Genomic DNA, 14,506 nt, shown 5'->3' with positions numbered 1-14,506 from the left:
CGAGTTGAGGCTACGCTCGTGGTTGTTGATGTGGTTTAGGTCAACTCAGATGCCAATAGGTTCTTCATTCGAACAAGATTGTAGGCAGCAAGTACAAAAGTGAACATCCACCCAACTCTCAACAGGCCTCGATGACGAGTTTTGCGCATAGCGGCCACGGTTTTGATCCAGCCAAAGCACTCCTCGATCTTCTTTCGTGCGCGCTGACTGATCAGATACGATGTATGCCTGACCGTTCTCTGGTCGATGGCAGTATACCTGGGATCTGCTTTCTGGGCGACATGAGCAACGATACCACGTTTACGCACTTCGGTGACGAAGAAGGCTTGATCAAACGCCTTATCGCCTCCCACGGTCTTGGCGCGTTTACAGCGCTTCAAGAGATCGACGCTCGTGGTCACTTCAGCTTTCCCACTTGCGTGCGTCAGTTTCGTCGCCACTGCAAGCCCGTGGCGATTGTCCATCAGAGCATGCCCCATGAACGAGAGTTTTGCTTCCTTGCCCGGTCCCTTACGGAACAATCGCGCATCCGGATCGGTAGTCGATTGGTGCGTCTGGTTTGTGCGATTCTCACCGTGAAAGCTCTTTGGTCCTTCCGGAGGATCAGTCGGCTCGTCCTTCTTGCGAAAACTCTTGTGACCAGCCCATGCTTCAATGAGCGTTCCATCGACCGAAAAGTGCTCCTCGCTCAAAAGGTGATTCGCCCGAGCCTGACGGACAACCTCCTGGAAGAATGCTTGCGCAACGTCTCCTTCGAGCAAGCGTTCGCGGTTCTTGGTGAACGTCGTGGCATCCCAGACCGGATCGTCCATCGACAAGCCGACGAACCATCGAAACAGAAGGTTGTAGTTCAGTTGCTCCATCAGTTGCCGCTCCGACCGTACAGTATAGAGCGCTTGTATCAACAGTGCCCGCAACAGTTGTTCCGGCGGTATCGACGGCCGACCCGTATCAGCATACATCTTCGCAAATCGGCTCGACATTCGACTCAACGCTTCATCGACCAGAACCCGCATCGCTCGCAACGGGTGATCCGACGGGATGCGATCCTCTTGCGAAACATAGCTATAAAGGTCCCCTTGTCCGGTCTCTTTACCACGCATGTTCGTTCTCCTTGGTTGTCCGTTGATCAATCTCTTTCCTATTCAACGTACACCAAGGCAAAATGTTCCACAATAATCAAATCAACAATGACTTTTTCCGCAGCCTGCTAGTGCCATGTCTAAAAAAAATCTTGTGTGTTGACGTTTCTGGTTTTCAACGCGGAGACGCAGAGAACGCCGAGCACCGCAGAGGATATTGCCCTATCACTCTGCGATTCTCTGCGATGAAAAATACAATATGAATTATTGGACACGGCACTAGTACCGCCGATAACGGGCGGCGTCAAGCAGTTTAATATTCGAAGGAGATACGCGCGATGCATCCTTCTTTCTTCAGCATTCTGTCGATTGCGTTCACCTATCCGGTATTCGGGTACCTAGGCTATAAAGTCTCCAGGAAGTTCAAGAGACCAGTGTCGCTGGCGATCTGGATCGTCTTGGTGCTCGCAACTTTCACCTGCTCCTTCTTTAGTCCAGGAGCGATTCTCATCGGCATTGGGGAATTCCTCATCCATATCAACGAAGCATTGCAGGCTATTGGAATTGGAATCATAATTGGACTGACGGCGCGAGAGATTCGGATCAAGTTCGCAGCGAACCAGAGTATTGAGGCCTGAGTGAAGACGCCGCCCGTGGCGTTGAAGTGTCATAGAATGAGGGGAATGAACTGAACTCGGTGTAACCGGCCAAGATTGGCAATTCAAACTGGGCAATGAGAGAGCGTCCGCCTCCGGGCACGAATGGCGACACGGCGCTTCCGCCAAACCGCCACAAAGCAGTCGCACGCTGGATAGACAAAAACAAAGGAGAAGCAACATGTTAGGCATCTTACAAAACCGAAACGGAATGAACATCGTCGGGCAGGGGGGAAAAATCATGATTTTCATGCTGCCGTCATTGATCGCAGCGATATATGTCCACGTGTATCTACCTGGAATTGCAGCATTGCCTGAGAGTATCCGCTTTCTCATGCCCGCGGGGTATTTGTTGCTGCTTCTGGGGCTGATCCTTTGGGGGGCTGCGGTCATCCAACTGCTCACGGGCTTCTCCAATGGTAGACTGGTAACCACCGGCGCTTATGGCGTTGTACGTAATCCCATCTACTCCAGTGTGACGTTCTTCGTCCTTCCCGCAGTCGCTCTTCTGACATTGACCTGGGTCTATGTTGTTGTATCGGTCTTTTTGTATGTCGGTGTTATGATTTTCATCGGCAAAGAGGAGGAGCAACTCTCGACGGCCTTCGGCAAGGAGTATGAGGATTATAAAGCAAGGGTTGATCGACTGGTTCCATTGAAAAAACCTTGACATCGAAATCGAACTTCGCCTGCGCATAACAAACGGCCCGATGAAAGACATCGGAGTAAATTGTGCCCAAACGTTCGGGAAAGAAAATATTTTTTCAAAAGGCGTTTTGTGACACACCAAAGAAGATACTGAAACGTATGAACTCGCATCTCCAGGAATGAAAAATGAAGATGGTACGAAATCCCCTGCTCGTCTGCGGCATCCTCTCTTCGATGCTCTATGTCGCTACCGATTTGCTGGCGAGCTGGTGGTATCATGGCTACAGTCTCATCGATCACAATTACAGCGAGTTGCTGGCCACCGGTGCTCCGACAAGGCCCCTCATGCTTCTGGTGAGCGTCGCATACAACTTGCTCGTGACGGCCTTCGCCGCGGGTGTCTGGACATCGGCTGCCCCGAAGCGCACCGCACATGTCACAGGCGCCTTAATGCTCGGATACGCAGCCTTCAGCATGGTGGCACCTACGTTCTTCCAGATGGACATGCGGGGGGCTGAAGTCACTCCACTCGGCAGTCTGCATCCACCGATGACAGCTGTGATGTCACTATTCATTCTATTGTCCATCGGTTTCGGTGCGTTCTTACTTGGAAGGCGGTTCCGCATATACTCGTTCACAACAATCGTCATATTGCTAATTTTTGGCGCCCTGACGGGTCTTCAGGCTCCCCAACTTGCCGCGGGGCAACCCACACCCTGGATGGGGTTCACCGAGCGCATCAATATCTACGGCACCATGCTATGGTTCGCAGTGCTTTCTTTCACTCTCTTGCGGATGGAAAAGGGGAAGCCCGCAACTCTACTCGAGCGATAAACCCACAGGCAGAATTCTGTGTGCCGCAACTCAAGGGCGGCATCTCCCATGGCACTCACCAAATTACCATACAAGCGATTGCAGCATCTCATCGGACTTCATCTTTCGACAGCCGAAGATCCTTCTACTGCCGTGCTGATCAAAGAGTTTTCTGCAGTGAGAAAACGAGGCTATCTTACCAGACCGGAGCTTATCAAAGTCTGCCGGTGGAAGTCCGCGCGGGCCATCAGGCATATTCGCCGTAACCGTGCGGCCACCGTCAGGAAGGTCACCGGTGCGGCGTTCGCTACCCGAAGTGAACAGAAGAAGCTTTCTCTTCTTACGAGTTTGTACGGCGTCAGCATACCCATGGCTTCCGCCATCTTGACGCTGACATATCCGTCTCGCTACGGCGTCATCGATATCCGGGTCTGGCAACTGTTGTACAAGATGGGCTCGGTCACATCCAATGCCGGTGGGAAAGGATTCGATTTCAAGCAGTGGTATCTTTTTCTCATGATCATCCGGTACTTTGCGAGGCTGTACGAGGTGAACGCCCGTGATATCGAACGAACTCTGTTCAATGTGCATGTACGATATCAGAGGGGCGTGTTGTATGGCAGGTAGCGATGGCGCTTCCGCCAAGCCGCCGCTCCACCAAAACAACGGCGGACGCAAAAAACACGAAAGAAGGCGGGCGGGTTCGGTCATCGTGAGCGACTTCATCGCTCCTTGGAGTAGAGTCGAACGATTTCCTCAGGATGATTGTTGCGGACACAACAAGACGCTATCCAAATCCGAATTGCTGGACTTTCATGAGTAGAAGAAACCACGGATGAGACGGAAAAGGCACGAATCCACACGGATATATGATCCGTGGTAATCCACACAAATCCGCGGTATCTGTGGCTAATTTTCTCCTGGGAGTTGTCGATTCTGCTCCAGTGTGAGCAGCAGCTTCTTTCTCCACAACCCGCCTCCGTATCCGCCAAGCTCGCCGTTCTTGTTGATGACCCGATGGCAGGGAATGACGATGGAAATCCGGTTGAATCCGTTGGCCCTGCCGACCGCGCGACTCGATTTTGGAGAACCGATTTTCTTCGCGATCGCTTCGTACGATGTGGTCTCGCCGTACGGAATTTTCAACAATTCATTCCACACCTTCAATTCAAACGGGCTCCCGGGGAAAATCAACTTCAACGAGAACGTATCGCGCTTCCCTTCGAAGTATTCCCCCAGTTCTTTGCGGAGTTGGGCGACGTGCTTGTTTTCGCCCGGAATGATCGCACATTTGAAATGCTTCCTCAACCGGGCAAACTGAACGTCAAGCCGCCGCCTGTCTGTAAATTCCAGCAGACAGACGCCTTCGGATGTGGCGGCAGCGAGAAGCGGACCAAACGGGCTTTCTATCCAGGCCGTCACAACACAATCGGCTGCTCTGCTTTTTCCCGGCGAAGATCCAAATGTCTTCGCGAAGGCCTCCCGGAATCCGCTGTGCGAGTCGTACCCGTAGCCGAGCGCCACATCGTCGAGGTCGACCCCCAGCCGGATCTGTTCGAACGATTTCCCCAATCGGCGGCCGCGGCAATAGGCCTGAAACGTCATTCCATAGTTCTTCAGAAAGAACCGACGTGCGCGTGACGGCTCGATGCCGATCGAACGCAGATAGGAATCGGAGTACCGCGCCTTGGGGTCCTGATCGACAGTTGTAAGGAGTTTTCCGATCCACTCCGGCGGCTTGCCATTGGTTTCCAGCGGCCGGCAGCGTTTGCAGGGACGGTAACCAGCGAACACCGCTTCACGGGCTGATGGAAAATACTCGATGTTCGTCGGCAGCGGTTTTCGCGCAGGGCATGAAGGACGGCAGAAGATTCCGGTAGTCCTGACCGCAAGAAAGAATATCCCGTCATAGGAAGAATCGCGCTGTGTGTGCGCCCGTTTCATTTCAGGAAGTGAAGGAAGATTTTGCATCGTGTTCTCCATGTGTCGTCATCCATTTGAGAAGATGAGATCTTCACTTGAAGACGCCCCCACAAAGTGGGTCGGGGTAAACAAAGAACGAAAAGGCGCTTCGTAGAATCGTTATCGTATTATTTCTTTGCGGCTTGGCGTCTTTGCGTGAGTGCTTCTTTCGTCTTGCAGGAGAATGATACAGCAAAGGAAACGATTCCTCCACCGAAAATTGAACATGGATTTCGGGATGATTGTTCGCGAAACGGTGTGAATGCAACTGCAGAATTGTTCCTGCGAGGGCCCGCAACTTGAAACTCTAAACCCAAAACTCCAAACTCGACACTCTCTTTACCCCCATCTTCCCGCAATCTTCGTCCAGCACTTGTAGCAGTTTCCGTTCTTGAGTTTGTTGCTCAACACCCGGAATCCCCTGCGCTCGATCAGCACGGTATTGCAGGATGGGCAGAACGTGTTTTCCGTGTCCTCCACTTCACCGGGACGATTTCCTGCGTAGACGTATCGGAGCCCTGCCTTCAGGCCGATTTCACGCGCACGAAGGAGCGTATTGGCAGACGTGTTTGGAGGATCGGTCATCCGATAGTCCTGGTGAAAAGCTGTGACATGCCATGGTATGTCGGGCGAGATGGAGACGAGAAATTGCGCGATGTCGGTCAGTTCTGCGTCGGAATCATTGAATCCAGGCACGAGAAGCGTAACAATTTCAACCCAGATTCCCATCTTGTGCAGCGATTGGATTGTGTCAAGCACGTTCTGCAGAACACCGCCAAGCTGCGAGTACGATTTCTGATTGAACCCCTTAAGATCGACTTTGTAGAGATCGACCCACTCACGGAGGTATTCGAGCACCTCGGGTGTGCCGTTTCCGTTTGAGACGTAGGAAGTTATCAAACCGACACGCTTCGCGAGCTTGAAAATTTCCACTGCCCATTCGCTCGTGATCAGCGGTTCGTTGTACGTACTGGTGACAACCTGTGCTTTGGACCGGATCGCTGCGTCGACGAAGGATTCGGGAGTTATCAGATCAATGCCTGCGACGGCTTCGGGGTCACGGAGCGCCTGGGAGGTGATCCAGTTCTGACAGTATGCGCAGTGGTAATCACACCCCAGCATGCCGAAGCTCAGTGCCTTCGCCCCGGGGTATGCGTGGAAGAAGGGTTTCTTTTCGATTGGATCGAGGGCCACGCCGCCGGCGTAGCCCCATGGGACATACAGCATTCCGTCTTTGTTGAAGCGGACCTTGCAGATTCCCTCTCTTCCGGGAGGAATTTTGCATCGGTGCCCGCACGCGTGACACAAAACCCAGTCGTGGGTCATTCTGTCGAACAACTCGCCCACCCTGGTATTCTGCGCAAGCAGGTCACGTAGTGATGTTGATTCTTCCATCAGATCACCTCTATGCGAAATGTACCATTGCCCGCTGCTGATGTCAAGCAGACAATTCGAGATCGCTCCACGGAATGAAGAAGCCGGGACTGGAATGGAATGAGCTGAGAGGAATCTTAGGAGTGCTGTGATTGGCGAACGGGAGGAGAAAACGCAATTGGCTCCCCGAGAGGAGGCGAACTACAAGTCGACAAGTTGCTTCGTCAGGATGAAACTTGTAGGGCGAAAGTGAATCGCCCTACAATAACCGCTTACTCGTATCGCAACGCATCAATCGGATTCAGCATGGCCGCTTTTCTGGCTGGATAGAATCCAAAGAAAATCCCGATGGCGATCGAGAACCCAAATGAAAGAATGATGGAGAATGGTGTGACAATTGTCGGCCACTTCGCGATTTTTGAAATGACCGAAGAGCCGGTCGTTCCCAGTATGATGCCTATGATGCCGCCGAGGAGGCTGAGGACAAGCGCTTCGATCAGAAATTGCGTCAGGATATCGCGCGAGCGCGCGCCGATGGACATTCTGATTCCGATTTCGCGCGTCCGCTCGGTTACCGATACGAGCATGATGTTCATGATGCCGATACCGCCGACAAGCAGCGAGACGGAGGCTATGCTTGCCAGAAGGATCGTCAGGATCTCCGTCGTGGCTGTTGCTGTTGCCGCCAGATCAGTCTGATTGCGGATGGTGAAGTCGTCTGCATCAAACGTCTGAATCTTGTGACGCATTCTCAGGATGGCGGAAATCTGCGCCTGCGCCGTGGGGATATCTTTCACGCTGGTCGCGGAAACGAGGATGGAGCGAAGGTTTGGCCAGTGTGAAAGTCTCCTGATGACCGTCGTGTACGGCGCGAGAATAATATCATCCTGGTCCTGCCCTGCGGTATTCTGCCCTTTCTTCATCAACACGCCCACAACTTTGAACGGCACATTGCGGATCCTGATGGTCTGTTCGACCGGGCTCGATTCCGGGAACAAATTGTCAGCCACGGTCTTGCCAAGCACACAGACTTTCGCTGCGGCTTTCACATCTGCGTCCGTGAAGAATTCTCCGTACTCCACCGTCCACTGACGAATTTCCAGATAGTCGTTTCCTACGCCGGAAATTCCTGTGGACCAATTGAGATTTCCCGCGATAACCTGTCCCCCTGCGCCCGTCCCGGGAGAGACGTATTGCACAGCAGGACATTCCCGTGCAATAGCGAGAGCGTCCTCTTCGGTCAACGTCACCGCCGAACCCGCTGCCGTACGCACGCCCCCCTGCTGCTGAGCGCCCGGGAACACCATGAGAACGTTCGTGCCCAGCGCGGCGATCTGCTCCTTTACAGAATACTCAGCCCCCTGACCGATCGCGAGCATGGCAATCACAGCCCCCACACCGATGATAATGCCCAACATCGTCAGAAAGGATCTCATCTTGTTGCGCCGCAAAGCCCTGAATGCGGAAAGAATAATATTCAAAGTCTTCATGCTGCTTCGTCCTCCTCGTCAATCGCTGGCAATTCCTTCAGCACTTCTGCTGCCACCCTGGGACTGGCGTTCAGCTTGTCCGACTTGATTTTTCCATCGCGGAACACAATATGTCGCTTTGCGAACTGTGCAATATCGGGTTCGTGGGTCACGAGAATCACCGTGATGCCGTTGTTGTTCAGCTCCTGAAAAATCCCCATCACCTCCACGCTGGTCCTGCTGTCGAGGTTGCCCGTCGGCTCATCGGCAAGTATGATGCTGGGATCGTTGACCAGCGCCCGCGCGATCGCGACGCGCTGCTGTTGGCAGCCCGAAAGCTGGTTGGGGTAGTGATGAATCCTGTCTCCAAGACCGACCCTATCAATAGCCTCGATGGCTCTGGATTTCCGGAGTTTGTTCGATACCGAGCAGTAGAACAGCGGGAGCTCAACATTCTCGAGCGCCGATGTCCGGGAAAGCAGATTGAATCCCTGGAAAACGAATCCGATCTTCAGGTTTCTGATGGCAGCAAGTTCGTCGCGTGTCAGCTTGCCGACATCGATTCTTTCCAGCAGGTACGATCCCTTGGTGGGTTTGTCGAGACATCCGAGAATATTCATGAACGTCGATTTGCCGGAACCGGACGCCCCCATGATCGCTACAAACTCACCTTTGGAGATATGCACCGAGACTCCCCGCAGGGCGTGGACGTCGACCTCACCCAGCTGATACACCTTCGTGAGGTGATCAATCTGAATGAGCACGCCATCCTGTGCCGGCGATGTATCGAGATCGTGGGTCATCGTCCGAACCCGCCTCCTCCCATCGGCCGTCCTTGTCCTTGACCCTGACCTGTGAGCGGGCTTCGCGCCTGGTCGGCATTCGTGTCACCAGACGACGCGCCGAGAACGAGCTGGTCTCCGACATTCAATCTCATGGAGGTGATTTCTGTGAATCGTCCATCGTTCAGACCCGTGCGGACAAATACCTGTTCGAGTAATCCGTTCGCTTTCAGGATCCACACTCTTCCTCGTCCTGATTGATGCGAGGGATTGTAGACGCTCTTCTGATATTCGGGGAAGTTCGAGACGATTCCGAATTTCGCCGCATCGCCGGAGGCAACTGGTTTCGGTCTCGTGATCGTCGGCGGCGCTTGTTGCTGCGTTTCATTCCGCTGGGGCATTCTGCCGGCAAACAATTTTCGCATTTCCGTCCGCATGTCTTCCTGGCTCAATTTCCCGCCGTGAGCGGCTTGAATTGAATCCCTGATTGCCTGGAAACGACCAGCCATGTCACCTCCCATACCACCCGGTCCTCCTCCCTCGCGATTCTGTCCGAATTCTCCCCGACCGCCTCCTTGAGCTCCACCGGGGTTACGACCTCCGCTCGCACTGTCCCGCCCGGTTTCACCTCTCCCGCCCATTCCACCCCTCATGCCATTCGCTCCGCCTGTCCCAGTCGTATCAATAAGATCCGCCGGCGGCTGGAACCGCAACGCCATGTTCGGAACTCTGAGTACATCGCTGGCACTCGCAACGAGAATCTTCACGCTCGCCGTCATGCCCGGCATCAGTTTCAACTGGTCATTCTGCACATCAATGATGACGATGTAGTTAACGACATTCTGAATGGATTGTGGAGCCAATCTGATCTGTGAAACTGTCCCTGTGAATTTATCCTCAGGATAGGCGTCGACTGTAAACGTGGCTTCCTGTCCGATGCTGATCTTGCCGACATCAGTTTCGTCCACTGTTGTCTGTACCCACATGCGCTTGAGATCATTTGCTATGGTGAACAGCGTTGGGGAAGAGAAGCTCGCCGCGACGGTCTGGCCGACATTTACTTTCCTGTCTGTCACAACGCCGTTGATCGGAGCATAGATTGTCGCATACGCCAGGTTGATCTTCGCCCGGTCGAGAGCTGCCGTTGCCTGCTTCAATGACGCCTGGTTCGATTCGAAGGAGGTCAACGCAGCAGAGTAATTCAACTCCGATTCAAGCCCCTTCTTGTACAGATTGGTCGTCCGATCAGAGTTTCGCTTGCTATCGGCATATTGGGCTCTTGCCCGATCGAGACTTGCTTCTGCGTCCTTTACCGATTGATACAGGAACGTCGTGTCAATTCGGGCGATCACCTGGCCCGCCTTGACGACAGAATTGAAGTCGGCGTACAGCTTCGTGACGATTCCAGAGACCTGGGTGCCCACATCGACGCTGATGACCGCATTGATCGTGCCGGTCGCTGTGACGTACACCATCAGATCACCTTTTGATACCTTGTCAAGCCTGAAGTCGTATTTACGCGAATCACGCCTGGCAAACAGGAAATACGCCGAAACCGCGAGCGCGACCACAATAATTCCAATGATATAGACCGTTTTCTTCATTATTCACTCCTCACAGACGATTCTTGAGATATTCGGGCTGCCGATGGTGGCCGGAAACTCTCCGACAGACAAGAGTTAGACAGACTTCTCGGAAGAAAGTTTCGCGAAAACTTTGGTGAACGAAGACTGTTTCGCGGGAAGAATCGATCGCGGAAGCTCTGCGGGGGTAATCTCTATAAAGAGGCGGACCCGGAGATATCGGAAAACGAGAAGTGGCTGTCACCTTCGCGGTTTTGGAGCGGGGTGCAGGTCACTTTCCGGGTAATGCCCCTGTCCGCGTTTCTTACCGGTCCCGAAATAAATTTCGATCTACACCATCCGTCCCCCGTCTTGCTTTTCACGTTTTATCATCATATTTCTCAACGTCCTCATGTTTTCCACATCCTCCTTCATCTCCGGACCTTTTGGCGTCTCGAGAATTTTCGGAACTGCACGGAAACGCTCGTCGTTCATCAGAAGCCGGAAGCCGGTCTTCCCGATTGTTCCTTTTCCGATATGATCGTGCCTGTCCACGTGAGAACCCAGCTCCCGTTTCGAATCGTTCACGTGAAATGCAACGAGGCGTGCGAGCCCGATGATCGCGTCGAACTCTTCGAACGTCGTCTCGTACCCCCGCTCGGTGGATATATCGTACCCGGCGGCAAAGACGTGACAGGTATCCACGCAGACTGCCATGCGATCCGGCTGAGCGACCATGTCGATAATCTCACGCAGCTGCTCAAACCGGTAGCCGATCGCTGTTCCCTGCCCGGCTGTGGTTTCGAGTACGCTTTGTACCCCGTATCCCTTCGTCTCGTCGTGAATGATGTCCAGAGATTCGACGATCCGTTTGATCCCTTCCCCTTCACCGGCACCCACGTGAGAGCCGGGATGAAAATTGAGGTACTCGACCCCCAGAATTTCACACCGATCGAGTTCATCCTTCAGCGCAGCGCGCGACTTCTGAAGAATCTGCTTGTCGGTCGCGCACAGGTTGATCAGATAGGTATCGTGGACAACGACCGGACCGATGCTTGACTCCCGCAGCAGCTTTTTGTAGGTTGAGACATCCTCATCCGAGAGCTCTTTCCCTCGCCACTGGTTGTTGTTCTTCACAAACATCTGCATGGTCGTGCAACCGATGGAGCTTCCACGCTCCACAGCGGTGTGTACTCCGCCGGCGATGGACATATGAGCACCGAGGAGGATTGAGCGGTCGGGAGAACGGGACATTGTGTACTTGGTTTATTGGGAGAGATCGTTATTTGGTTCTGATTGAAGAAGTGAATTAGAACCTCAAAAAGCAACGCCCGACCGGAATTATTCACTGCCGTTTCGTTTGCTACAGGACTATGCAGCGAGAAAAGTTCGTCGTACTGTTTACGGTTTTTGTCGATGTCATCGGGGTGGGGATCGTCATTCCTATTTTGCCGTTCTATGTGGGTTCGTTTGGAGCCTCGCCTTTTGTCATTACTCTTCTGTTCGCTTCGTTTGCGTTCTTCGCGTTTCTGAGCAGCCCGTTTCTCGGTGCACTGTCCGACAAGATCGGGCGACGCCCCGTGCTCATTGCAAGCATCACAAGCACTGCAATCGGCTGGTTCGTGTTTGCCGGGGCAGGCAGCCTGCCTTTTCTCTTCCTTGGAAGGATCATTGACGGCGCCGCAGCCGGCAATTTCACCGTGGCACAAGGATGTCTCGTTGACCTTGCGCGTGACGAGAAAGAGCGATCCTCCAATCTGGGTCTTATCGGGGCGGCGTTTGGCACCGGTTTCATGGTGGGACCGATCCTCGGCGGGGCACTCAGCACCGTGTCACACTCTTTTCCATTCTGGTGTTCCGGCATACTCGCGGCAATCAATGCGATGCTCGCCTATTTTTTCCTTCCGGAGACTCACAAGAGGCGCGATTCCAATGCGGCGATTTCGTTTAATCCGCTCGCGCCGTTAGCTCGCGCGGCTTTCAACAAAACACTTCGACCCCTTTTCCTGAGCTGGCTCTTCTTCGCAATTGCCATGTCCGCATCACAATCGGTGTTCGCTCTCTACGTGCTGCATGCTTTCAACTTCGGTTCTTTCCAGACCGGCTTGATATTCGCAGCGACGGGCGTTTTTGCGGTGCTGAACCAGACCGTGCTTCTTCGGAGAATGTGGCTGAAGTACTTTACCGAGTCACAACTCGAACTATTGATGACCGTCATTCTGGGCGTGAGTTTCCTCCTGATGGGCTCGGACATGATTGCCTTGTTCTTTGTCGGCCTCCCGCTGTTCGCGACGGGCCAATCGGTGCAGCGAGTCGTGCTGACAAGCGAAGTCACGGGCAAAACTAATCCCCTCATGAAGGGAGAAGCTCTTGGCATCCTCACATCCATTATGGCTGCTTCTATGATCGTGGGCCCTATCGCAGGCGGAGCTCTCTTCGAGATCCACGACGGCTATCCCTTCTTCCTTGGGGCAGCTCTGATGATCTTCTCCCTCATCATCGCCCTGCAATTCAGGAGATCACCTGATTTCCATGGCCACGCTCGCGTTCTCTCCGACAAAGAGAGGCCCGGGTCGAAAATCTGATTCTGTTGATCTCACCGACAACACAAAGCCCGGGTTTTCTCAAGAAAGCCCGGGCTTTTGTATGGTGGGAGCATAACGCAAACTACTTGCCTTTGATCTTCTCCTGCAGCTCCTGTGCTTCTTTTCTGAATTGGCCGTCGTCTTCGTCCATTGTTGATAGCGTTCCGATGGCAGTGAGATGTGCCCGTGCTTTGCTGTACTCATCCTGTTCAACATACGCGCGGGCGCAGTCCAGGCGGTACATGATGAAATCTGGCCGCAAAGCGATTGCCTTCTCAAAGTTCTTGACTGCATCGTCGAGGTTCGCCCAGCCAAGGCCGAGCGGCCAGCGCACAATTTTCGGTTTTTCGCTGACCTTCATGTTTGTCCGTCCCAGGACATAGTATGCGGCCGGCTCTTTGGGGTCGAGCGCGATGGCCTTTTCACAATCGGCTTTCGTCTGCTTCACGAGATCGAGCGATTCCCACACCCCTTTGAAGAGTGCGATGCGACCATTTGCAATCGCCCGTCGTGTATATCCCATCGCTCCTTTTGCATTCGCCGCGATGGCCTTGTTGGCGAACTCGAGCGACTTCTCGTAGGTCTGAAGCTGTTTCGCCTTTTCCTGGTCTGTGGCGGCGGCGAAATGTTCGCCGATATCCACATGCGCGCGGCTGATGCGCCAGAGTGCCTCATAATTATTAGGTTCAAGCGCGAGCGCTGCCTCGTAACTCTGGAGCGCTTTTTGATTATCGAACGTTTGCTCTGAGTAGATATTTCCCTGGGCAATGAGCTGTTCGGCTTTGGATGAATCGGGCGCGGCTGCCGATGCGGTCATGACCCAGAAGACTGAAAGCAGCAGTATGCACAACAGGGTCCGTTCTCGTTGTACGGTGGTTTTCACTGTGGAGTGCCTCCCTTATGTGGGCAGATGGTGGGTAATGGTGTATGCGATGGTGTGTCGCGTCGGCCTGCGCGTGTCTCAACGGTATCTTCAGCTGCTATGAGTTCCGCGCTTCCAGTTTGTGGATCTCGTCGCGGAGTCTTGCAGCTTTTTCGTACTCTTCTTTTGTTATTGCCTCGAGAAGTTGCTGCTGCAACTGTTCGAGTTTCGAGAGCCTGATTTTGGGCTTCTCGGGTTCCGGTTCAACTGCCGCCGGTGGTGTCGTCTTTTCAGCTTCGTCGCCGTCGGGAACAAATCCGGCTTCGTCCATAACTTTGTCAGCAACATAGATCGGAACTCCGCATCGGACGGCGAGAGCAATCGCATCGCTCGGGCGCGAATCGACTTCCTGAGAGTCGAGTGTCAGCCGTGCATAGAAGGTGCCATCCTTGAGATCGCTGATGAACACGTCGCTCAAGCTGGCGCCGAGTGAATCCATGATGTTCTTCAACAGATCGTGCGTCAGAGGCCGGGGCGGTTTGATCCCTTCCATTTCCAGGGCGATCGACTGCGCTTCAAATGCTCCGATGATAATCGGCAGCCGACGCAGGCCATTCACTTCCTTAAGGATGAGAGCGTAGGCTCCGCCGCTTGACGGGCTCGTTGAAAGCCCCAATATGTCGACCTGAATCCTCTCCAAAAAGATCTCCT

General features: G+C 53.6%; 14 protein-coding genes. 5 read left to right on the top strand and 9 right to left on the bottom strand.

What is annotated here, in order from left to right; translation table 11 throughout:
* Positions 1-35 precede the first annotated feature (35 nt).
* On the bottom strand, positions 36-1,103 hold the full coding sequence (locus NTU47_02705; protein MCX6132700.1) for an IS5 family transposase: 1,068 nt from the start codon (positions 1,101-1,103) through the stop codon (positions 36-38).
* 317 nt (positions 1,104-1,420) lie between these two features.
* On the opposite strand from NTU47_02705, the gene NTU47_02700 reads away from it, so the two are divergent.
* The 4 genes from NTU47_02700 (at position 1,421) to NTU47_02685 (ending at position 3,826) form a co-directional block, all read left to right on the top strand.
* Complete coding sequence (locus NTU47_02700) at positions 1,421-1,720, top strand: hypothetical protein (protein MCX6132699.1); 300 nt, start codon at positions 1,421-1,423, stop codon at positions 1,718-1,720.
* A gap of 199 nt (positions 1,721-1,919) precedes the next feature.
* Positions 1,920-2,408 (top strand): isoprenylcysteine carboxylmethyltransferase family protein, encoded by a 489-nt coding sequence (locus NTU47_02695; GenBank protein MCX6132698.1) that lies wholly within the window; start codon positions 1,920-1,922, stop codon positions 2,406-2,408.
* 164 nt (positions 2,409-2,572) lie between these two features.
* Positions 2,573-3,220 (top strand): DUF998 domain-containing protein, encoded by a 648-nt coding sequence (locus NTU47_02690; protein MCX6132697.1) that lies wholly within the window; start codon positions 2,573-2,575, stop codon positions 3,218-3,220.
* A gap of 48 nt (positions 3,221-3,268) precedes the next feature.
* Positions 3,269-3,826 (top strand): hypothetical protein, encoded by a 558-nt coding sequence (locus NTU47_02685; protein ID MCX6132696.1) that lies wholly within the window; start codon positions 3,269-3,271, stop codon positions 3,824-3,826.
* Between the two features lie 282 nt (positions 3,827-4,108).
* Here NTU47_02685 and NTU47_02680 read toward each other — a convergent pair whose 3' ends face one another.
* The 6 genes from NTU47_02680 to NTU47_02655 all read right to left on the bottom strand — a co-directional run bounded on the left by NTU47_02680 (position 4,109) and on the right by NTU47_02655 (position 11,602).
* Complete coding sequence (locus NTU47_02680) at positions 4,109-5,170, bottom strand: methylated-DNA--[protein]-cysteine S-methyltransferase (protein MCX6132695.1); 1,062 nt, start codon at positions 5,168-5,170, stop codon at positions 4,109-4,111.
* Between the two features lie 330 nt (positions 5,171-5,500).
* Positions 5,501-6,556 carry an AmmeMemoRadiSam system radical SAM enzyme gene (gene amrS / locus NTU47_02675; protein MCX6132694.1) on the bottom strand — a complete coding sequence of 352 codons (1,056 nt, stop codon included), beginning with the start codon at positions 6,554-6,556 and terminating at the stop codon, positions 5,501-5,503.
* A gap of 251 nt (positions 6,557-6,807) precedes the next feature.
* Positions 6,808-8,025, bottom strand: coding sequence for an ABC transporter permease (locus tag NTU47_02670; protein MCX6132693.1), 1,218 nt, complete (start codon positions 8,023-8,025; stop codon positions 6,808-6,810).
* Positions 8,022-8,807, bottom strand: a complete 786-nt coding sequence (locus tag NTU47_02665) for an ABC transporter ATP-binding protein (GenBank protein ID MCX6132692.1) — start codon at positions 8,805-8,807, stop codon at positions 8,022-8,024. The genes NTU47_02670 and NTU47_02665 overlap by 4 nt, the downstream gene beginning before the upstream one ends.
* Positions 8,804-10,390 (bottom strand): efflux RND transporter periplasmic adaptor subunit, encoded by a 1,587-nt coding sequence (locus tag NTU47_02660; protein ID MCX6132691.1) that lies wholly within the window; start codon positions 10,388-10,390, stop codon positions 8,804-8,806. The genes NTU47_02665 and NTU47_02660 overlap by 4 nt, the downstream gene beginning before the upstream one ends.
* A gap of 309 nt (positions 10,391-10,699) precedes the next feature.
* Positions 10,700-11,602: a deoxyribonuclease IV gene (locus tag NTU47_02655; protein MCX6132690.1), complete on the bottom strand. Its 903-nt coding sequence runs from the start codon at positions 11,600-11,602 to the stop codon at positions 10,700-10,702.
* A gap of 119 nt (positions 11,603-11,721) precedes the next feature.
* Between NTU47_02655 and NTU47_02650 the strand changes: the two genes are divergently transcribed.
* Entirely contained in the window at positions 11,722-12,933 is a 1,212-nt protein-coding gene (locus tag NTU47_02650) for an MFS transporter (protein ID MCX6132689.1), read from the top strand.
* A gap of 82 nt (positions 12,934-13,015) precedes the next feature.
* Here the strand turns inward: NTU47_02650 and NTU47_02645 are convergent, their stop codons facing one another.
* Both NTU47_02645 and NTU47_02640 read right to left on the bottom strand, forming a co-directional pair.
* Positions 13,016-13,816 carry a tetratricopeptide repeat protein gene (locus NTU47_02645; protein ID MCX6132688.1) on the bottom strand — a complete coding sequence of 267 codons (801 nt, stop codon included), beginning with the start codon at positions 13,814-13,816 and terminating at the stop codon, positions 13,016-13,018.
* 97 nt (positions 13,817-13,913) lie between these two features.
* The gene (locus NTU47_02640; protein ID MCX6132687.1) at positions 13,914-14,495 is read right to left on the bottom strand and encodes a DUF151 domain-containing protein; all 582 of its coding nucleotides are present in this window, start codon (positions 14,493-14,495) and stop codon (positions 13,914-13,916) included.
* Positions 14,496-14,506: the final 11 nt, after the last annotated feature.

It is taken from the genome of Ignavibacteriales bacterium, assembly GCA_026390595.1.
GTDB lineage: Bacteria > Bacteroidota > Ignavibacteria > UBA10030 > UBA10030 > UBA9647.
Note: the sequence above shows the minus strand (reverse complement) of the source record. Positions and strands in the feature narration are given on the sequence as shown.